Annotated in this window: 22 protein-coding genes; 10 read left to right on the top strand and 12 right to left on the bottom strand. The window is 36.3% G+C overall.

Annotated elements, in window-relative coordinates:
• The first annotated feature begins 12 nt into the window (after positions 1 to 12).
• Together O0955_RS13975 and O0955_RS13970 are read left to right on the top strand one after the other, a co-directional pair.
• Entirely contained in the window at positions 13 to 987 is a 975-nt protein-coding gene (locus O0955_RS13975; protein WP_269428170.1) for a PorP/SprF family type IX secretion system membrane protein, read from the top strand.
• Between the two features lie 36 nt (positions 988 to 1,023).
• Positions 1,024 to 2,988, top strand: coding sequence for an OmpA family protein (locus tag O0955_RS13970; protein WP_269428169.1), 1,965 nt, complete (start codon positions 1,024 to 1,026; stop codon positions 2,986 to 2,988).
• Between the two features lie 82 nt (positions 2,989 to 3,070).
• On the opposite strand, the gene O0955_RS13965 is transcribed toward O0955_RS13970, so the two are convergent.
• Both O0955_RS13965 and O0955_RS13960 read right to left on the bottom strand, forming a co-directional pair.
• On the bottom strand, positions 3,071 to 3,262 hold the full coding sequence (locus O0955_RS13965; protein ID WP_269428168.1) for a KOW motif-containing protein: 192 nt from the start codon (positions 3,260 to 3,262) through the stop codon (positions 3,071 to 3,073).
• 60 nt (positions 3,263 to 3,322) lie between these two features.
• Positions 3,323 to 4,270, bottom strand: a complete 948-nt coding sequence (locus tag O0955_RS13960) for a ketopantoate reductase family protein (protein WP_269428167.1) — start codon at positions 4,268 to 4,270, stop codon at positions 3,323 to 3,325.
• Between the two features lie 163 nt (positions 4,271 to 4,433).
• Here O0955_RS13960 and O0955_RS13955 point away from each other — a divergent pair, with 163 nt between their 5' ends.
• The 4 genes from O0955_RS13955 (at position 4,434) to O0955_RS13940 (ending at position 7,302) form a co-directional block, all read left to right on the top strand.
• Positions 4,434 to 4,763: an ArsR/SmtB family transcription factor gene (locus O0955_RS13955; RefSeq protein ID WP_269428166.1), complete on the top strand. Its 330-nt coding sequence runs from the start codon at positions 4,434 to 4,436 to the stop codon at positions 4,761 to 4,763.
• A 64-nt stretch (positions 4,764 to 4,827) separates the two neighbouring features.
• On the top strand, positions 4,828 to 5,295 hold the full coding sequence (locus O0955_RS13950; protein WP_269428165.1) for a DUF6428 family protein: 468 nt from the start codon (positions 4,828 to 4,830) through the stop codon (positions 5,293 to 5,295).
• Positions 5,296 to 5,310: 15 nt separating this feature from the next.
• The gene (locus O0955_RS13945; protein ID WP_269428164.1) at positions 5,311 to 5,730 is read left to right on the top strand and encodes an arsenate reductase ArsC; all 420 of its coding nucleotides are present in this window, start codon (positions 5,311 to 5,313) and stop codon (positions 5,728 to 5,730) included.
• Between the two features lie 87 nt (positions 5,731 to 5,817).
• Positions 5,818 to 7,302 carry an amino acid permease gene (locus tag O0955_RS13940; RefSeq protein WP_269428163.1) on the top strand — a complete coding sequence of 495 codons (1,485 nt, stop codon included), beginning with the start codon at positions 5,818 to 5,820 and terminating at the stop codon, positions 7,300 to 7,302.
• A 42-nt stretch (positions 7,303 to 7,344) separates the two neighbouring features.
• Here the strand turns inward: O0955_RS13940 and O0955_RS13935 are convergent, their stop codons facing one another.
• From O0955_RS13935 to O0955_RS13920, 4 genes are all read right to left on the bottom strand, one after another.
• On the bottom strand, positions 7,345 to 7,962 hold the full coding sequence (locus O0955_RS13935) for a response regulator transcription factor (protein WP_269428162.1): 618 nt from the start codon (positions 7,960 to 7,962) through the stop codon (positions 7,345 to 7,347).
• Complete coding sequence (locus O0955_RS13930) at positions 7,959 to 8,732, bottom strand: sensor histidine kinase (RefSeq protein WP_269428161.1); 774 nt, start codon at positions 8,730 to 8,732, stop codon at positions 7,959 to 7,961. The genes O0955_RS13935 and O0955_RS13930 overlap by 4 nt, the downstream gene beginning before the upstream one ends.
• Positions 8,732 to 9,274: a hypothetical protein gene (locus O0955_RS13925; protein ID WP_269428160.1), complete on the bottom strand. Its 543-nt coding sequence runs from the start codon at positions 9,272 to 9,274 to the stop codon at positions 8,732 to 8,734. Before O0955_RS13925 ends, O0955_RS13930 begins: the two co-directional genes overlap by 1 nt.
• A gap of 104 nt (positions 9,275 to 9,378) precedes the next feature.
• Positions 9,379 to 9,864 (bottom strand): hypothetical protein, encoded by a 486-nt coding sequence (locus O0955_RS13920; protein WP_269428159.1) that lies wholly within the window; start codon positions 9,862 to 9,864, stop codon positions 9,379 to 9,381.
• A gap of 299 nt (positions 9,865 to 10,163) precedes the next feature.
• Between O0955_RS13920 and O0955_RS13915 the strand changes: the two genes are divergently transcribed.
• The gene (locus O0955_RS13915) at positions 10,164 to 11,642 is read left to right on the top strand and encodes a hypothetical protein (protein ID WP_269428158.1); all 1,479 of its coding nucleotides are present in this window, start codon (positions 10,164 to 10,166) and stop codon (positions 11,640 to 11,642) included.
• A 108-nt stretch (positions 11,643 to 11,750) separates the two neighbouring features.
• Here the strand turns inward: O0955_RS13915 and O0955_RS13910 are convergent, their stop codons facing one another.
• The 3 genes from O0955_RS13910 to O0955_RS13900 form a co-directional block, all read right to left on the bottom strand.
• Positions 11,751 to 12,719: a YeiH family protein gene (locus O0955_RS13910; RefSeq protein ID WP_269428157.1), complete on the bottom strand. Its 969-nt coding sequence runs from the start codon at positions 12,717 to 12,719 to the stop codon at positions 11,751 to 11,753.
• Positions 12,720 to 12,789: 70 nt separating this feature from the next.
• Entirely contained in the window at positions 12,790 to 13,686 is an 897-nt protein-coding gene (locus O0955_RS13905) for a LysR family transcriptional regulator (RefSeq protein ID WP_269428156.1), read from the bottom strand.
• A 116-nt stretch (positions 13,687 to 13,802) separates the two neighbouring features.
• On the bottom strand, positions 13,803 to 14,363 hold the full coding sequence (locus O0955_RS13900) for a 5' nucleotidase, NT5C type (protein ID WP_269428155.1): 561 nt from the start codon (positions 14,361 to 14,363) through the stop codon (positions 13,803 to 13,805).
• A gap of 81 nt (positions 14,364 to 14,444) precedes the next feature.
• Here O0955_RS13900 and O0955_RS13895 point away from each other — a divergent pair, with 81 nt between their 5' ends.
• From O0955_RS13895 to O0955_RS13885, 3 genes are all read left to right on the top strand, one after another.
• Entirely contained in the window at positions 14,445 to 15,194 is a 750-nt protein-coding gene (locus O0955_RS13895; protein WP_269428154.1) for a DeoR/GlpR family DNA-binding transcription regulator, read from the top strand.
• 509 nt (positions 15,195 to 15,703) lie between these two features.
• Positions 15,704 to 16,339, top strand: coding sequence for an HAD family hydrolase (locus tag O0955_RS13890; RefSeq protein WP_269428153.1), 636 nt, complete (start codon positions 15,704 to 15,706; stop codon positions 16,337 to 16,339).
• A 9-nt stretch (positions 16,340 to 16,348) separates the two neighbouring features.
• A complete protein-coding gene (locus tag O0955_RS13885; RefSeq protein WP_269428152.1) occupies positions 16,349 to 16,669 on the top strand; it encodes an Mpo1-like protein in 321 nt (106 codons plus the stop codon).
• Between the two features lie 43 nt (positions 16,670 to 16,712).
• Here O0955_RS13885 and O0955_RS13880 read toward each other — a convergent pair whose 3' ends face one another.
• Genes O0955_RS13880 through O0955_RS13870 form a run of 3 tightly spaced genes read right to left on the bottom strand, consistent with a single transcriptional unit; the run spans position 16,713 to position 20,952 of the window.
• Positions 16,713 to 17,900 (bottom strand): proline dehydrogenase family protein, encoded by a 1,188-nt coding sequence (locus O0955_RS13880; RefSeq protein ID WP_269428151.1) that lies wholly within the window; start codon positions 17,898 to 17,900, stop codon positions 16,713 to 16,715.
• 20 nt (positions 17,901 to 17,920) lie between these two features.
• Positions 17,921 to 19,522: an amidohydrolase family protein gene (locus O0955_RS13875; RefSeq protein ID WP_269428150.1), complete on the bottom strand. Its 1,602-nt coding sequence runs from the start codon at positions 19,520 to 19,522 to the stop codon at positions 17,921 to 17,923.
• Complete coding sequence (locus O0955_RS13870; protein ID WP_269428149.1) at positions 19,522 to 20,952, bottom strand: APC family permease; 1,431 nt, start codon at positions 20,950 to 20,952, stop codon at positions 19,522 to 19,524. The genes O0955_RS13875 and O0955_RS13870 overlap by 1 nt, the downstream gene beginning before the upstream one ends.
• Position 20,953: the final 1 nt, after the last annotated feature.

Below are 20,953 nucleotides of genomic sequence, written 5' to 3'. Positions count from 1 at the left end.
AGACATTAGCACATGAAGAAAAGATCAATATTATTAATTGCAGGCGTCCTTCTGTTATTGGCCAGGCCAACAAAAGCCCAGCAAGATGCTCAGTTCAGTCAGTATATGTTTAATGGCATTTATATTAACCCGGCGTATGCAGGCTATCGCGAACAACTGAATGTACATGCTTTTTATCGCAACCAGTGGACGGGTATAGATGGTGCACCTAAAACGCTTTCTTTCGCTATAGATGCCATTGCCAATGATGGAAATGTAGGTTTGGCTTTGCAGGCATCGAGCGACCGGCTTGGGGCGCAACGTAACACGGCCATTTATGCCAACTATGCTTACCGCATCAGGCTGAACAATGACGGAACTTCGCGTTTGGCCTTCGGAATTGGCGCCGGTGCTGTACAATTGGGCATTGATGGTTCGTTACTTGATCCAAATGATTTTGAAAGAGAACAGCCAACTGGCCTGCAAAGTACTATTGTACCCGATGCAAGAGCTGGTGTATTTTATTCAAATAACAGGTTTTATGCCGGGTTTTCAGCCGATAACCTGATCTCACAGTATATAGATATTAATCAATATGCCTTTATACCCAAACCCAAACCGCATTACTATTTAACTGCAGGTATGTTATTGCCTTTATCAGCAGATGTGCTGCTTAAACCTTCATTTTTATTAAAGGATGACCGGGGTGGCCCGACAAGTTTAGACCTGAATGCTTTCTTCATCATCAGCGATAAAATCTGGGTAGGTGGTTCGTACCGGACTGGTATAAAACTGTATGATAAATCTTATCTTCAGAAAGACCTTAGCCAGCTCAATTCTGCAGTTGCGGCGGTACAACTATTTCCAAGCCAAAACCTGCGGATTGGTTATGCATATGATTTTTCAATTGGGCCCCTGCAGGGTTATAGCAGCGGCACCCACGAAATTTCCATTGGTTATTTTTTCAACCGCAAAAATTTACGCATGCTTACACCACGATATTTTTAGTCAGCAGATCAAAAATTTCCATTCAAAATATTCAATATGAAAAAGTCTCTCTCCAGTTTATTTATATGTTTTGCACTATGGTTAATCATGGTTCAAACTGCAAAGGCCCAATATGTTTTGAAGGAAGCCGATGCCCAGTATGAATTATACAATTATATAAAAGCCATTGATTTATACGAACAGGCTTACCAGAAAAAGCCCAGCTTGCATGCGGCCGAACGTTTAGCCAATTGTTACGAATTAACCCGGAACTATAAAGAAACAGAAAGCTGGGCGGCTATAGCAGCTAACATGGCAGGCAGTAAACCCGAAAATGTATTGCTTTATGCAAAGGCTTTGCAAAACAACTCTAAATACAGCGAAGCCAGAATACAATATGAAAAATATACCGGTTTGGACAAAAATGTTACCGCTACTCAAAAAAGCATGTGGCTTTTATCCTGTGATTCGGCCATGTATTGGATGAAGAATCCGAAAAGTACCCTCATTCAGAATCAAAAATTATTAAACACACCTCAATCTGATTGGGGTGCCGTACAAACCGGTAACGCTGTGGTATTCGCATCAGATCGTGGTTTTAAAACCGATAGTGCCCATCAATCTGCATCGAGACCTTTTTTGAAATTTGATGGTTCGAAAAAACCAGATCCGAAAATTTATGGCTGGACCGGAAACCATTATCTGCGTTTGTACACCCAAACTGAACCGGGAAATGCCATAGCAGAATTTCCGCTAAATGCTGAAACCAATTACCATGTTGGGCCTGCAAGTTTTACCGGAGATGGCAAACAAATGTATTTTACATTGACCCGAATACCTGAAAAACCAAAATATGTTAATGGAAAACTGGCTACCGTAAATGTAGAAATATATGGCAGTAAAAAAGGTGATGATGGAAAATGGTCAGTACCTGTTCCCTTCCCTTACAACAGAGTAAACGAATATTCTGTAGGCGATCCCTACATCAGTAAAGATGGTAAAACCCTGTACTTTGCCTCTAATCTTCCGGGCGGACAAGGCGGTACTGATTTGTATTACTGCCCGCAAACCGATAATGGAAGCTGGGGAATACCGGTTAACCTGAAAGAATTTAATACCGCCAGTAATGAACGCTGCCCGTTTGTGGATGGCGATATGGCTTTTTATTTTAGCAGTGATGGATGGATTGGAATGGGCGGACTTGATATATTTAAATCAACCGCTGTTGGGGGCAAAATGGGTAAAGCTGTAAACATGGGCTACCCTGTTAACTCACCACAGGACGATTTTGCCTATAATTTAAGCAGCCCGTTGCAGGGATATTTATCATCAAACCGGATGGAGGGCTCGGGCGATGACGATATTTACAGCTTTAAAGCGCAAGAGCCAATTGCATTTAAATTAAACGGTATTGCCTATAATAAAAAAACCGGCGAACCTTTGTCGCATGCTATTATCAGTCTGGCTAAAATAGGTGGTGGAATATTAAAAGCTGAAACCGAGGCGGATGGCAATTATAAATTTAACCTGGATAAAGCGGCTGATTATGAACTAACGGGCGAGAAAACAGATTACCGCAGCGATGTTGCAAAAGTAACGACACAAAATCTGCTGGTTTCGACAACGTTGAAACAGGATCTTTTTTTAGAACCCATTGTAATTAACAAGCCTATTAAAATTGAAAATATCTATTATGATTTTGACAAATCTAATATCAGACCGGATGCCGCTAAAGAACTGGATAAGCTGGTTAAAATTATGCAGGATAACCCGACTATATGGATTGAATTAGGATCGCATACAGATAGCAGAGGTAAGGATCAGTATAATCAATGGTTATCCCAAAGCCGTGCAAATTCAGCCGTTCAGTACATTATAGACAGAGGCATTGGTAAGAACAGAATTACCGCTAAAGGTTATGGCGAAAGTCAGCTTGTAAACCGTTGCGCAAATGGGGTTAAATGTTCTGAGGCTGATCATCAGGCAAACAGAAGAACAGAATTTAAAATTGTAAAGTATTAATTACCAACAAATTGAATAATAAAAAGCGGTTAATGAGTAAATCACTAACCGCTTTTCGTTTATAAAGCAGATTTTATTTAGCTCAATTGGTGACTACAACATTCTTTCCAAGTGTTTTAAACCGAACTCCGTTTTTTTGCTCAACTGTAATGGTAATGTGACCCGTTTTACTGGTATTAATATCTCTAACCGTACCCGATTTACCGGCATGGGTTCCTGCAATGACCATACACTGATCGCCATCCTTTAAGTTTTGTGTTGTTTTGTTCTCCATGTGTTTCGTTTTATAATTAATAAATTTAAAGTGTGTTTAAATCTGCCGTACCAAGAAAAATTACACACTTATGAAACCTTTTTTTATTTCGTTATAAATTTTTTCAGTTTCGGTTACCGGAATAGCCAGTTGCCTTCCATAATCAATAATTGCCCCGGCAAATAATTCAAGTTCGGTATTTTTCTTTCCAGATTGGATATCTAACTGTAACGAAGTGGGCGTTTGATAAGGAAAAGAAGCCGCTTTCTTAAAAGTATCTTCGATAATAGTATCCGAAATTATAATTCCTTTCGCTTTTGATATGGTTTCAATCTCCCGCATAATTAACCTTGCCCGCTCCTGCAATAAAGCATTTTCATTAACCTGCCCTATTGATTGATTGTATCTTGCCGTAACCAAGCCAAAGGCTGCTATAAAGAAAAATTTGGTCCAGATATCCGACAATGCATTGGTTTTATAAGTAATATCAATCCCCGCATCTTTTAAAATATTGATCAGTTCCACTGCAGAATATTCGGTATGGAGCGGATCATTGCCTGTAATAATTTTACCAGGAATGCCTTTATGCTCAACAATGCCTTTTTCTTTAATGTGCGAGGCCACGTATACACAGGAAGGAAGTATAATGCCATTTGGAATTATTTTACGGATCCGCTCATAAATATCCACCCCATTCATTAAAGGCAACAAAATGGTATCTTCAGTAACCTTGCTTTTTAGTTGCTGGCAAATCGCTTCGAGGTCATATTCTTTTACCCCAATCAGAAAAACATCTGCATGCCCTATTTCATTAATATGCTGATATAAATGATCAGGTTTGGCTACTGCATTTTCATGCTCGGCAGAAAGTAAAGTCAATCCATTTTGTTTAACGGTCTCAAAGGTTTCCGTTCTGGCCACAAAAGAAATGTTAACCTGACCATTGTTGAAATATTTTTGAGCAAGCTTAAAACCGAAATACCCTCCAACGCCTCCAAGGCCTATTACAGCAAGTTCTTTTGTCTTCATTATGGTATGTAATTATCCAAACGAATGTATAAATAATAATGGATTTGCATGGAAATGTAGTTAGCTAATATCCCTAAATTGTATAATCTTATGCAAATAATTCTTTTGTTTTTCAAAAGTTTTTTGATAAATCAAATATTAATCGTATTATTACGATACAACTATGGGATATACCAAAACGGAAATATTTACAGACGAACAAAATCAACTGGCACAGCTTTTAAAAGCTATGGCACATCCTGCACGAATTGCTATTCTTCAGCGAATTTTAGCTTCTAATACCTGTATTTGTGGCGATTTGGTTGATGAACTTGGCCTTGCCCAGGCCACAATATCGCAGCATTTAAAAGAATTGAAAAATGCAGGCATTATTCAGGGCACTATCGAGGGGGTGAGTATTTGTTATTGCATTAATCCGGTTACCTGGAAATTGTTGCAGAATCAATTGAATTATTTCTTTTCTTCTTACAAAGGAGAAATTAACTGTTGCTAAAATTTTTTGGCCGAATCAATCGTAAAATTACGATGATGAAGTATTATTTAAATTAAGAATAAATATGAAACTATCAGAAATTAAAAATTACTTAACCCACACTGAAGGCGTTAATTTCCAACTGGAAAACGGAGCTATGGTACCCGAAAACTTTCATGTAACAGAGGTCGGTATCATTACTAAAGATTTTATAGATTGTGGTGGTACAATCAGACATGAAAAAGTTGCCAATTTCCAATTGTGGGATGCAAACGATTTCGAACATCGCTTAAAACCTAACAAATTACTAAGCATTATTTCGCTTTCCGAGAAAGTTTTGGGGATGGAAGATCTTGAAATCGAAGTAGAATACCAGGCTGAAACTATTGGTAAATATGATTTAGGTTTCGATGGTCAAAATTTCCTTTTACTATCAAAGAAAACGGCTTGTTTGGCGGCAGATAAATGTGGTGTACCTACAGAAAAACAAAAAATTAATCTGGTTAATCTGGCTTCCGGTTCAAGTTGTACACCAGGAGGCGGATGTTGTTAATCTAACCGCTTTAAAATGAAAAAAATATTGGTCCTTTGTACAGGTAACAGTTGTCGCAGTCAAATTGCAGAAGGTTATTTAAGCCATTTTGCTGGTCATTTAGCAATTGTTTATAGCGCAGGAATTGAAACTCATGGAGTAAATACCAAGGCAATTGAAACGATGAAAGCAGATGGTATAGATATTTCAGGCCAAACCTCTAATCACATCAATGAATATCTGGATATTGATTTTGACTATTTAATTACGGTTTGCGATCACGCAAAAGAAAGTTGTCCTTACTTCCCTACCAAAGCCATCAAGTTTCATCATAATTTCCCGGATCCCGCAAAAGCCACCGGAACTGAAGAAGAAATAAGGCTACAATTTGCCAAAGTAAGGGATATGATTAAAGGTTATGCTGAAAATTTTATAAATGAGTTTATAAAAGTATAACACCCCCTCCAAAGGCTAGAAAAAAGCTCAGCTTCATTCCCTTGCAATCTTCTCCTGGTTTGCAGGAGTGAATATAAGTTTACATTTTTGCTGAAATTTATTCAGATCAACAATACTACATTGAAGGAAGAGAAAGAAAAACCTGAAAAGCAAAAACTTCAAAGGGGTTTACAAAACAGACACATCCAGCTTATTGCACTTGGAGGCGCTATTGGCACGGGTTTATTTTTAGGCATTGGCCCTGCAGCGGTACTTGCCGGACCGTCTGTAATTGTAGGTTATGCAATTGCCGGAATTATTGCATTCTTTATTATGCGGCAATTGGGCGAAATGGTTGTAGAAGAGCCTGTATCGGGCAGTTTCAGTCATTTTGCTTATAAATACTGGGGTTCATTTGCAGGTTTTGCTTCTGGCTGGAATTATTGGGTACTTTACATTTTAGTAAGCATGTCTGAACTAACAGCAATAGGCATTTATGTACATTTCTGGTGGCCAGAGGTTCCTTTATGGACTTCAAGCCTCTTTTTCTTTGTGGCCATAAACGCATTGAATTTAACTTCGGTAAAGGTTTATGGGGAAGCAGAATTCTGGTTTTCCATTATTAAAGTGGTGGCTATTATTGCCATGATTATTTTTGGTATTTATTTGTTGTTTAGTGGATCAGGCGGGGAACAAGCCACTGTTAGCAATCTTTGGAATGATGGCGGATTTTTTGCAAAAGGTTTATTAAAAGGAGATGGAAAAGGGCATTATCAAGGTTTACTTGCAGCTATTGCTTTAATTATGTTTTCTTTTGGAGGCCTTGAGCTTATTGGAATTACCGCAGCAGAGGCAGAACAACCTGAAAAAACAATTCCAAAGGCCACCAATCAGGTTATTTACCGGATTTTAATTTTCTATGTAGGAGCCTTAGTTATTCTTTTCTCGCTCTCTCCGTGGAAAAATATTACTACAGACAGCAGCCCGTTTGTAATGGTTTTTGAAAGTTTAAAAGGCTTTCAGTTTACCATTGGCGGTAAAACAATTTATTTTACCAGTATTATTGCTAATGTGCTTAATCTTATTGTTTTAACGGCAGCATTATCTGTTTACAACAGCTGCGTATACAGCAACAGCCGCATGCTTTATGGGCTTGCCGAACAAGGGAATGCACCTGCGTTTTTATCAAAATTAAATAAGAGCCATGTACCCGTAAAAGCCATTTTAGTATCGGGTCTTTTTGCTGCAATATGCATTATTGTTAATAAGTTAATTCCAAAAGAAGCATTAGAAATTCTAATGTCCTTGGTTGTTTCCTCATTGATTATCAATTGGTTAATGATCAGTATTACACATTTAAAGTTTAAAAAGGCGAAACAGAAAGCTGGAATCAAAACTAAATTTCCTTCTTTTATTTATCCATTATCGAATTACATCTGTCTTATATTTTTGGTGGGTATTTTAGTGATGATGTGGATAACCGGCTTAAAAATCTCTGTAGAATTAATTCCGGGCTGGTTAGTTCTATTATATCTGTGTTACCTGGTGGTGAATAAGCGGAAACAAAAAATGGAAAATAGCCCGGTTCAATAATAATAGGTCTGTATCTATTATAAAGGGTACAGGCCTTTTTATTTAAGGTAAAAGTTTATTATTAATTGCAAATGTGGTTAGCTGACTTATGCTATTGATCCCCATTTTTTTAAAAATATTTTTGCGGTGGGTTTTTACCGTGTGTTCAGAAATAAATAATTTATCTGCTATTTCACCGCTTGTTAGGCCGTTAACAATTAGCTTAATAATCTCTACTTCCCGCTCACTAAGGTTGTAAACCGGATGGTGGTTAGGTTCCATAAAATCGTTTATGGTATCGAAATACGATTTACTGCTCATTACCCTTTCTATCGCATCCAAAAGATCTTTGCTTCCCCTGCTTTTTAATAAGCAACCATCAGCCCCGGCTTTAATTAATTGATCTACATACGTTTTTTCCGGAAACATGGTTAAAATAATCACTTTAGTTGCCGGATAGTTCTTTTTAATCCATTCTGTACATTGAATGCCGTTCATTCGTGGCATATTGATGTCCATAACCACCACATCAACCCTCCTGTTAATCATTAAATCAATCAGGCTCTCCCCATCTCCGGCTGTTCCCATAATTTTTAGCCATGGCTGCGTTTTTAAAATCTCAGTCAATCCATCTACAACTATGGCATGGTCATCGGCAATATAAATAGAGATTTCTTTCATGAGTTGCAGAGTTCTAGTATGTAGGTAGTTCCTTTACTGTTTGAATCAAATGTAAGCTTACCGTGAATATAACTTACCCGGGAGTGAATATTGCTGATACCCATTCCAGTACTTCCCTCACTATTAATTTCAAAACCTTTACCGTTATCTTCGTAAATTAAGGTAATTTCTTTATCAATAAGTGTAATTTCCAGTCTGACTTCAGTAGCCATAGCATGCTTTAAAGTATTGGTAAATAACTCCTGAATGATTCTATACAACTGAAGCGAAATATTTTCAGCAATCGGGCTGGCAAGATCAATAACCGTTACCACATTTATTTTCCCTGATTCTACAATGGCTTCACACAATTGTTGTACGGCAACTTTTAATCCAAAGCTGGATAAAGTCCTTAAATCAAGTTTATGCGATAGTTTCCTGACTTCTTCGCCTAAATTCTCAGTCAGCAGGTTGATTTTGCGATTCAATCTTTTAACTTCATTAAAATCATCCTTAGCCATGGTAAGGTCGCTATACATTTTTAGCGTAGCCAGTAATCCGCCTACATTATCATGCAATTCTGCAGCAATACGTTTCCTTTCCTGTTCCTGCCCTTCTATTAAAGAATAAACGGATTGAACTTCCTGCTTTTGCATTAATTTTTCAATCTCCTGATATGCCTTTGCTTTTACGGCCAGTTTACGCTGATAGACGTAAACAAACAAAATAATTGCTGTCATCATTAACACCATAGAGCCCGTACCCAGTATAAGATAAATTAAATCTGACATTATTTTTTAGTTAACCATAAACCATAACTAATAATTAAATTTTTAGAAATATTAGAGATGCTCTGAAAAACCCAGGCATTATTAAAAAAACCTTCCGGTTTTCCTGATAATATTTCTGTACCCATTAAATAAGTAAATAAAGAGCCTGACGCATAAATTAACCAGGCGGCGGCGATTATAAAAGTGGGCCTTTGCTCTAAAGGCGTATAATCCTCATCATCTTTATACAATCTAAAAAAATACATCAACCCCATTACAATTAACAAAATCATATTTAATGTCCATGCAAGCGAATTAAAGCCATAAATACTTTGTATAAAGAGCGTATTTAAACCATTAAAAACAAGTAAAACCAGTATACCCCAGTAGTTAATCCGTTGTTGAATGAGGTAACAATAAAAGCAATACACCATTGAAATCTCTACAAATGCCAGAAGGTGAAAAACAGGCATATTGTTTATATAAAGTTCTGCCGTAATTAATGTAAATAATTTAAGTGGTGCAGAAATCATAAAAAAGATGCCCATTAAGGTGTAGGGCATCTTTTTTCGAGCGAATAAAATCCAGCTGATCAGAGGCAAACATTCAGAAACATCAGATAGTGTCGAAATTGAAAAAATGATGTCTTTGAGGCTCCCCATAAGCATTATGCATTCTCTTTTTTATCGATTTCATATATGGTTAATCCACATTGATTAGGGCAAGGTCTTGATTCGCTTAAAATAACTTCTTCCTCATCTAAACGGTTAACATCATAAAAATCATCTCCTTTGGCCCTTACAGCAATGATAAACAGATCCTTAAAACAACCATCCGGAGGATTTAAAGGAAAATTAGCATCGTGACGAACAGACATGCCATGATAAATTCTTATCGCCTTAATTTCAGAATCAGTTCCTGCTTGTCCCTTATTATACTGATCAATGTTTGACAATAATGTTCTTAACTTATTAATTCCATAGGTATATCCATAGATATGATTTGGATCATCCGGGCTAAGCGTACCTGGTTCACTAAAATAGCTTAAAAGTGATGCTTTAGCTTCTGAAGCTTTGATAAATTTCCCTGCATTTTCAAGGTCATTCCCCATGTCTGTACAAGGAACAATGGTTGTTGTGGTTGAGTTTTCCATGTTAATTTATTTTATGATGATTATTGTTTAATATCAAATCTGATGAACACAATTTATCTCACATCCCGAAATCTTTGTTAATCAAAATTCTTTCTTAAAAAAGATTTCTGCAATACCTCTCTGGGGGTATATTTCAAATTCACACCAATCAAAACCCAAACTAACCTTCTGACTTATAAAAATATACATTTCTATCAATAATACCACTCATGTTTAAAGTTATACCACTTGAGGGGTATTGTTTTAGCCTGCTTTATGGGGGTAATTTTGATTAAAAATAAACTCAAACTATTTATAAAATGAAAACATCACTCTCAATCTTTATACTGGTGGTATGCTGGTGTAAAATTTCAATGGCTCAAACTGCCGGAGATCTTCTTGAACGTGGCATTAAGATCAACTCTGATAAGAAAGTCTTTTTTTATTACAATCAGAATCAGTTTAAGGTTTATATAGGCAAAAGTCTATCAGACCGATCCAATCCTCCTTCATTTATTCCTGTAAAGGATTCTACTGTTTATATGATTCAAGATAATGGAGTTAATTTATATATGAAACCTGTTAATCCACTAAACTACAGCTACAATAGTGTAAGTACACTTATTTTAGATCAGGTTAGAAACGATGCAACAAGCGCTCTGGGCGCTATTGCAGATATTCTTGGCTCTGTAATGAAACCACCAACAGCAATAACTGACGATAAAATAAAAAAAATCGGTTGGTCATTAGCGGTTCCAAGTCAAAAAAAAGAAGAACAAACCTTTAAGATCTGTGATGCTTTTGCCAAGTTAGAAGCCGAAATAAAAAACATTAAGGGCGCACTGGAAACTGATAAAAAAGCGGAGATAACGGACATTTTCAAAGATTTAAAAGCACTTGACTTTATAAGTGAGCAGGAAACAAAAGACAGCATCAAAAGCGCTGAGTACAAGATTCATGATATCGAAGTACATTTTTCCGATATTATGAAACAAATTGTAAATACAAGGACCAAGGTTAAAAATTACGAGTGCCTCTACCCTGAACCGTTTACAACAAAATACATTTTTAATGATATTTTGGATAAACTCACTTTAGCGCATAATGAACAAAAAAAACGTCTAGACAATTTAAAAAATGTATATAAACTGGTTAAAACGGCACAACAAACGGCTAGTAAAGGTGGTGATACACCGGGTTTAGAATGGTGTTTTGCTTTAGAAAATGCTGTTCCAGATAATAAAATTTCAGTTTACACACTTAGCTTAAAAGAATCAGGCTTTAAATTATCTGATGGTCAGGAAATTATTGCCAGCGAAACTAAAGATAAAATAAAAAAGACCTTAAGATTCAGAGAATTTAACCGCTTTATACCGGAAGTTTATGCAGGAACTGCATTTACCTTTATCAAGTATAATACCTACGGTACAACTACAGATGCGGCTGGTCAACAATTTATTGGAACACCCACCGAAAACAGACTCCGCAATTTCAATGTAGTAACCATGATCAATTTCAATTATTTCATTGAAAAATCTGATCTACATCCATTCTTTCAAATCGGTGCCGGAATTAATACCGGAATTCCGGCCTTATTAACCGGGGCTGGCGTTCGAATAAACTCTAACGGGCTTAAAAGAATTGCCATATCTGGCGGTATTGCCATGACCTGGGTTAAAGAGCTGGATAAACTAAAAGTTGGAGATAAGGTAGCAGGAACAGATGATATTGAAAAAGACCTTAAATATCAATTTACCTGGCCACCAAAACCATATATTGCATTGCAGTACAAGTTTTAATGGAATTAAAATATAATTGATTATTTGATAATCAACAAATTAAAGACTGTCATTTGAAAATTTATAAATTTTCAAATGACAGTCTTTTTGACCATTTATTACATAGAATTAAACCAAACATATCACTACCCAAAGGGACACTATTGAAATCATGATCCATAATATTAACCCCTGAACCAGTGGTTTGAAGCCAACATTTTTCAAAACGCTGAATGACAAATCACTTCCAATTAAAAATAAGGTTAGTGTTAAGCCAATTTTAGATAAATAAACTACATAAGGTGCTAAAAAGTGAACAGATGAAATATAAGTATTAGCTAGTAACGCCAAAATAAAAAGACCAATAAAGTAAGGCATTTGTATTTTGGAGCGGTTGCCTTTAAACAAAAGCACTGATAAAAAAGTTAAAGGAACAATCCATAAGGCACGGGCAAGTTTTACAGTTGTAGCAATTTCTAAAGCCTGTGCACCATACCTGGATGCTGCCCCTACTACCGAGCTGGTATCATGAATGGCAATTGCACACCACATTCCAAATTGAGTTTGTGATAAATTAAAGGCATGACCGATTACAGGAAAAGCAAATAAGGCCACAGAATTTAAAACGAATACAATACCCAAAGCAACGGAAATTTGTTTTTCTTTTGCATTAATTGCCGGTGATAAAGCAGCAATAGCACTTCCACCACAAATTGCAGTTCCGGCTGATATTAAAAAAGAAGTTTTCGAATCGGTTTTTAATAATTTGCCTGATAAATAGCCTACTACGAGTACCAGCAGAATTGAACCTATGGTCAGGAAAAAACCTGTTTTACCGGCATGTAAAGCCGTTGTGATGTTCATTCCAAAACCCAGGCCCACAACAGATATTTTTAATAAAAAATTGGTTGCTTTATGGTTATATACCGGAAATGGGTGTTTCAGAATTTGCGCATAAACCAGACCCATTATCAGTGCAATTGGGGCTGTTATTACAGGAAATAAACAAAATCCGGCTCCGGTTAAAAATATAATTTTATTTGCATTGTGGGGTAACCGCAGGTAGCAGCCAGCAATAATGGATTTGATCGTTTTCATATGCTTTGTTTTGTGGTACAAAGGACATGAATGTTCTATAACCAATCAAATGGTTAATATTAATCTACCATTACTTTAAGTTATGAGAATTTACTGCAAAATTTAAAAAAGCCTGACTTAAACCATCCTGCATTCCGTGTAAATGGATAAAATAAAAATAACGTTCTATGCTCAACCCTTTTACATCAACAACGGTTAACTCACCATCCTGTAACTCTTTTGCTACTGCATGAATAGAAATAAAAGCTAAGCAAGGTGCAAATGACAAATAAGCTTTAATTCCTTCTGTACTCCCCAAATGAATGTCGACATTAAGATCAGCCAGTTTCAGGTTTACGCTTTTTAAAGCATGATCAATAACTTCCAGCGTACCCGATCCCTGCTCTCTCAATACAAACCGCTGATCCAGAATTTGCTGAGGTTCAATTTCATTTTTTTTAGCCAGAGGATGCGTTTTGCTGCAAACTAAAACAATTTCATCTTTTATAAATGTTGTATAACTAATCTGCTGGTTTTTGATATGGCCTTCAACAATTGCAATGTCAATATCTTTATCCAGGATTGCTTTTTCTATTTGTTGTGTGTTGCCATTAATCAGCAATACTTTAGTTTGTTCAAAACGGTTTTTAAAATCGGCGATGAATGGAACAATAACATATTGAGCAATGGTAGAGCTGGCGCCCAACCGCAATAATCCCTTTTGATCCTGCACCAAGGCAAGCATTTCAAATTCGACATTGCGATAAATTGCCTGCAGATTTTCTGCATGTTTAAGTAAAAGTTCGCCTGCCGGAGTTAATTTTATTTTATTTCCATTTCTGTCAAACAGCTTATTTTTATACCGGTCTTCCAGTTCTTTTATATGTTTGGTTACTGCAGGCTGGGTAATAAATAACTGATTTGCAGCTTTGGTAAAACTCAGCTCTTTAGCAACCATGTAAAAAACCTCTAATCGAAAATCTGCCATTTAAACAAAGATATTTGCAAGCGGTAAAGATAAGATTCTTTTTGCAGGTGATTAAAGCTTAATCCCAGCAAAAGAATCATCTAAAATTCGGGGGCAACAGCATGTTAAGTTACTGCCTAAACAACATGTTCTGTTAAATTCCGAACCTCATTAAATAAAGCCCTCACCTCATCCCAGGTATTTACTCTTTCATGCCTGTCGATATTACTATTGTGTGCGGCACTAAACATTATGGCCCTTCCTTTACAAAAATCGAGGTTTTTACAATGGTCATCAATTAAATAGTCTGTGTTAATAACACTTTTATCGCCACACATCACAATATTTTTCCACGAAATGAAAGGAAAATGCTCTTGCAGCCACTCATATTTTTCAAAAAGAGACAAAGGGAATTCCATTGCTGCCGTTACAATGTAAATATCAAAATCATTCATTAATTCTTTTACTACAGCTACTGCATTGGGCATTACTGGTAGTGTGCGAAAAAAGCCTGGAGTATTTACAAATCTCCATACAGCATCTTTGTCCGGGAAAGCTTCGGGTTCAGGTTTGCCAAGCATGTCTTCCCGGCTAATTAAAATGCCATAATCTCTGTGGTACCAATCAATAAACTGTGTTTCTATATCTGCTAAAACACCATCCATGTCTATAGCAATTGTTGGTTTTTTGTTTTTCATTTTGCAATTATTTGCAACAAATATATTAATTATCGCAAAATATTGCATTATATCGCAAAAATTATTTTTTATATTTGCTTAATGATAAAGGCCGAAAGACAGGATTTAATCCTCGAACACTTGTTAAAAGATAAAAAAGTATTACTTGATCAGATCAGTAAAGTACTTAAAGTATCTGAAGATACGGTGCGAAGGGATATTAAAGAATTATCGGATAAGGGTTTACTTAAAGCTGTACGTGGTGGTGCAATTCAGCGATCTTCGATACCTGTTCATTTTAAAGACCGGCAGCATATTGATGTTCCATATAAAAAAATAATTGCGGAGAAGGTATTGGAATACATCAAACCCGGGATGGTTTTACTGGTTGATTCAGGAACTTCTGCCCTTGCAGTAGTGTCAAACCTACCAAAAGATATTGCCCTTACCGTAGTAACCAATAGTTTTCCGGTTGCTTCTATCTTAGAAGATCATGAAAAAATAGAAGTTTTATTTATTGGCGGAATGTTAAACAAAGTTTCATTTTCAACTACCGGATATGAAACCATTCAAGCCATAAGAAACATCAGAGCGGATTTGTGTTTGTTGGGAATTTGCAGTATTGACTTAAATTTAGGCGTTACGGGCGCCGAATATGAAGATAGTTTAATTAAAAGAGTAATGGTTGAAACTTCAAAATGTACCATTGCGCTTTCTACTTCCGATAAGTTAGGCACTTCTGATTCTTTTTACATCTGTGCTGCAAATTCATTGAATATTATTATTACCGAAGCCGATCCTAAATCTGTTAATTTAAGTGCTTACGTAGATGCAGGCATTGAAATCCGATAAATAACCCTCACCTTGTTTAAAAGGGTTAAATTTCATTTACGCATATATTAAAGATGCCGGAAGTTTAGATTTAAACAGAAATTCTATCCTTTTTTGCTGCCAAATATGATGCAGAAAACGCTAAAACCACCAATAATAAATACCACCCCAAGAATAAAATTTACTGTATCTCCCATTCTGTAAGGTAGCTAAACCAATTCAAAGAAAATTACATTCGGCTGATTTAAGTGCATATTGAAATTTACCCTTATTACAAATCAGCTTCTTAACCATCATTAAGCCTATTATTAAAATATTTTTATCACTATAAGTTGTAAGAAATTTAATCTGCGTGGTAGCCTCTTTATTTAGATTTGGCTCCGCCATCCGGAGCTTTTTTAAAAGATCTCCGTAATATGGTGATGGGTTATATAGGGTTTTTACCTTGTTATTCTTTAAAAAAGATTAACGAAATAATTATACAGCCTTAAATTTATTCAGGATATTTGCCGCAAATTCATAGATAGCTCATGCAGAATATAAAAAACGTAATATTTGATTATGGCAATGTAATATTTGATATTGATTTCAGGATTGCCCAAAATGCCTTTCAAAAATTAGGTGTTACCGATATCGAAAGTTTTTTCGCTCATAAAGGTCATAATCAACTCTTTGATGATCTGGAAACCGGTTCTATTTCTCCTGCCGAATTCAGAGCGGGAATTAGAAAAGCCGCCAATAACAATGACTTAACGGATCAACAGATTGATGATGCATGGAACAGTTTATTAATTGGCACCATACAGGAAAATCACGATTTACTTTTAAAGGTTAAAGAAAAATACCGCACTTTCCTTTTAAGTAATAATAACGAAATTCATTACAACTGGATCATCAATTACCTTAAAACTACTTTTAAGATCAACAATTATGATGATTATTTTGAGAAAGCTTATTTCTCACAACACATGAAATTGCGCAAACCAAATACCAATATTTTTGAACAGGTTATTAAAGAAAATAATTTAAACCCGGCAGAAACCCTTTTTATAGATGATAGTCCACAACATATTGAAGGTGCTAAGAAAGTAGGTTTACAAACCCTGTTAATGACGGAGAAGCCAGCCCAACTGAAGGACTTCTTAAAAAAGAACGGAATTTTGTAAATTTAAAAAATGCAGGAGAAAAAATTTAAATCGTTAAAGGAGTTTTATCCATTTTATTTAACGGAGCACGCCAATACAACTTCAAGGGTTTTACATTTTATTGGAACAGGTTTGGTTGCCCTTGCTTTTTTTACGGGATTCCTTTTTCACGATTGGCGTTTCTTTTTGGCTATGCCGGTTTTAGGTTATGGCTTTGCCTGGGTGGGTCATTTCTTTTTTGAAAAAAATAAGCCAGCCACTTTTCAGTATCCGGGCTATAGCCTGGCCAGTGACTTTATTCTATTTTATGATCTTTTAACAGGCAAGCAGCCTTTTAAAGTAACCAAATAGTCGTTTTCAGTTCATACTTGTTATCATTTGAACTGAAAACTATTTACAATTTCCTTCTTTTTAGTTCTCTTTCAATTAGTCCAAGTTCTCTTCCTGTTTGTCCGGCAACTGAAGTATTTTCCTGTGCCCTTCTAAACAAATAAGGCATTACGGCTTTAACTGGCCCGTAAGGCACGTATTTGGCCACATTATAGTTTAAATCAGCCAAATTGAAACTCAAATTATCGCTCATTCCTAAAAGCTGAGCAAAATAAATATGCGGGTGATTTTGTTCAATCTGTTTCTCTTGTAAAATATAGGTTAACAATCTGCAGCTACTTTCACTGTGTGTGCCTGCAACAAAAGCTATTTCATTAATATGCTCCACGCAGTAACGTAATGAATCATCATAATCTCTATCCGAACTTGCTTTATCAGGTTGTATTGGTGATGGATAGCCCATTTCAGCGGCTCTTTTTCGTTCTTTCTCCATGTAGGCCCCACGAACCATTTTTACCCCCAAAATAAAACCTTCATTTTTAGCGGTCATATGATCGTTTTTTAAATCTGCTAGTTTATCATGGCGATACATTTGATAAGTATTGTACACAACAATACCTGCCCGATTAAATTTGCGCATCATATTTATGGCTAATTCATCGATCGTATTCTGAATCCAGGTTTCTTCAGCATCAATCATGACCGGCACTTTTTTAGCAAATGCAGTCTGACAAATTCGTTCACAACGTTGCTTTACCCTTTCAAATTCAGCAAGCTCTTCTTGTGTTAATTCTGCTTTGGCATCTAATTTTTCTAATAAAGCAAAACGACCAATTCCGGTCACTTTAAATACGGTAATTGGAATTCTTTTATCGCCATCTGCTCTTAAAATGGTGCGGATAATCTCTTCACAGGTTTCGTTAAAAACAGGGTCTTCTTCTTCCCCTTCAACTGAGTAATCTAGAATAGTTCCAACACCGCCCTGATGTAATTGTTCAATAGTATATTCACATTCGGTTATACTCTCACCTCCACAAAACTGTTGAAATATGGTCGTTTTAATAATGCCTTTAATGGGTAAACCTATTTTTAAGAAGAAATTGGTTATTGGCGGTCCAACTTTTGTTAAAAAATTACTCCCTATCATTTTAAAAAGCCAAAAGGCTTTTTTAAGCGCTGAATTTGATTTTTGACGAAATGCGATTTCCGTATTATCAAAATTTATCTTGTTTATCAGTATAGGCTCTGCCATTAAAATCTTATCATTTAATATTATTTAACACCGGGCTGCTTAAACAAATAACCTGTTTTAGCCTTTTCATTTTTAACCATTTCTTTAACTTCTTGTAAAAGTTGCTTAGCATCGTAAACAATACCATCTTTTATGGTAAACTTTACACCTCCCACACGCACAACCTCATTTTTAGCCGTTAACTTAATCGCACCTGTACCATATAACACTTGTAAATTAGCCAGTGGATTCTCTTCAACAATTACAAAATCTGCCAGCTTACCTACTTCTACGCTTCCTAAGTCCTTATCCATACCTAATGCTTCGGCACCATTTAAAGTAGCGGCTTTAATTACCTCTAAAGGATGAAAACCAGCTTCTCTTAAAAGTTCCATCTCCCTTACATAAGAAAATCCAAATAATTGATAAATAAAACCGGCATCTGTGCCAATAACTACCCTTCCTCCCCTGTTTTTATATTCATTTATAAATTTCATCCACAATTGATAATTTTCTTTCCAGTCTACCTCTTGTTCGGTCCCCCAGGAATGCCAGTAAGAGCCATGCGAATTCCAGCTCGGGCTGTAAAAATCCCATAGCTTTGGCATGGTATAATCGGCATGCCATTCTGCTGTTCTTGCCTTCATCAAATCCCTGTTTGCTTCGTAAATATCCATTGTAGGCGTTAGGGTGAAGTTTAAAGCAATTAAATCATTCATTACTTTATTCCATTTTTCCGAATATGGCGCTGCAGCCTGCTTCCATAATGTTCCGGCTTCACCAAAACGATCTTGTTCATTTTGATAATTATAATCGTTAGAATAGTGTTGCACAGTACGATCGGTAAACATAGATTCTGGCAGCCCATACCAATGCTCTAAAGAAGTTAAACCTGCTTTAGCGCTATTCATAGCATTCCATCTGCCCACATCAGTTTGCGCATGATGCGCCATAGCCCTTAAACCAAGTTTTTTATTTTCATCAATTGCAGCAGCGATAATATCAGGTGCTACGCCAAAAAACTTTATACCATCAGCACCCTTTTTGGCATTTTCTCTAACCCAAACCCTGGCTTGTTCGGGTGTAGATATAGGTGTTTTGCTTCCCTGGCCAAATACGGTATAAGCAAAAATTCTGGGCGCTGTGATTTCATTTTTCAAACTTTTTGCTTTATGTTCAAGCGTCCAGTCAATTCCATTCATACTTCCGGGTTCACGAATGGTGGTAATTCCATGAGCCATCCATAATTTAAAAACGTAATCAGCATCAGTACCCTTGTTTGCTCCACCAATATGTGCGTGCATATCGATAAATCCGGGCATTAAAAACATACCTTCAGCATTTAGTTCTTTACCACCAGCAATTAGTTTTGGCCTTCTTTCGGGGTTTATGGGTAAATTAGGTGCACCAACAACTGATATTTGAACAATTCTGTTGTTTTCTACCACAATATCAACCGGCCCCAAAGGTGGAGAACCCGTACTGTTGATTAAGGTTACTCCTCTAATAATTAATTGCGAATATGGACCTTCTCCTTCTTTTCTGGGCTCCGCTTTTTTTACCCCGTTTTGTTGGGCAAAAACCTGGCTTACGAAGCAAATCATAACTACAATCAGGTTTATTTTTCTACTAAATCTCTTCATCAATTTTTATTTTTTTGATAACGTTCTGACAAATAGTAAACAGGGATATCGGTAAGCACTAATAATAAGCCCCAACCGCAGGTACTTGTTTTATAGTACAATAAAGCCAGGCTTAGTATGGCTGCTAAAATGATATACAGGGCGGGTATAAATGGATAACCGAAAGCTTTATATGGTCGAATAGCATCTGGTTTAGTTTTTCTCAGGATAAAAATTCCGGCTATGGTAAGGATGTAGAAAATTAAGACTACAAAAATTACATAATCTAATAAATCACCGTATTTGCCTGTCAAACATAAAGCGGATGCCCATATACATTGAGTCCATAGCCCCCATGATGGAACTTCAAACTTATTTAACTGAGCTGCTTGTTTTAAAAACAAACCATCCTTAGCCATTGTGTAATAAACTCTTGCGCCGGATAAAATTAATCCATTATTACAGCCAAAAGTTGATATCATGATCATTAAGGCAATTAATATTGTACCACTGCTTCCAAAAATATATTGTGAAGCGGCTACCGCCACCCTGTCTGCAGGAGCATGTGCGATTTCCTGCATAGGGAGTATGGCGGTGTACATAATGTTTGCCAAAACATAAATGACGGTTACGATGATGGTTCCGAGTAATAAACTGAGCCCAATGTTTTTTTGAGGATTTTTAATTTCACCAGCAATGAAAGTAACATTATTCCAGGCGTCGCTGGAAAACAGGGAACCAACCATTGCCGAAATTACCCCGGCAAAAAGCGTGGTTCCTCCTATTTGAAGCATGTTTGAACCATTCATTGTCCATTGCCCGGGTGTAAAAGCGTTTGTCCAGTTGGTCGTCCAAACATTCTCTCTGAAAGCGAAAACCAGGCCTGCTATTATTAATCCAAACAGCGATAAGATTTTAACAATGGTTAATATGGTTTGAATAATTTTACCGTTTTTTACTCCTCTGCTGTTAATCCATGTTAATAGAAAAATAGTAACAATAGCCAAAATTTGCGAAGCATTTATTTTAAAACTACCCAGATTGAATAAAATATTTTGATCACTAAATGGTTCATATAAATAAGCTGCAAATTTTGCAAAAGCTACTCCAACCGCTGCGATAGTACCCGTTTGGATAACCATAAAAAACGACCATCCATATAAAAAGGCAATTAATTTATTATAGGCTTCTTTAAGATAAACATATTGCCCACCAGCTTTTGGAAACATGGCCGAAAGTTCTCCATAACTTAATGCAGCCATCAAAGTTATAACACCTGTTAAAATCCAGATTATGATTAACCAGCCTGCACTTCCAACATTCCTGGTAATATCGGCACTAACAATAAATATTCCTGAACCAATCATTGAGCCCACAACAAGCATGGTTGCATCAAGCAAACCTAATTCACGCTTCATCTCCTGTTGTGTTTCTTCTTCTTTTAAAGGCATT

Source organism: Pedobacter punctiformis, assembly GCF_027213715.1.
Classification (GTDB): Bacteria; Bacteroidota; Bacteroidia; order Sphingobacteriales; family Sphingobacteriaceae; genus Pedobacter; species Pedobacter punctiformis.
Note: the sequence above shows the minus strand (reverse complement) of the source record. Positions and strands in the feature narration are given on the sequence as shown.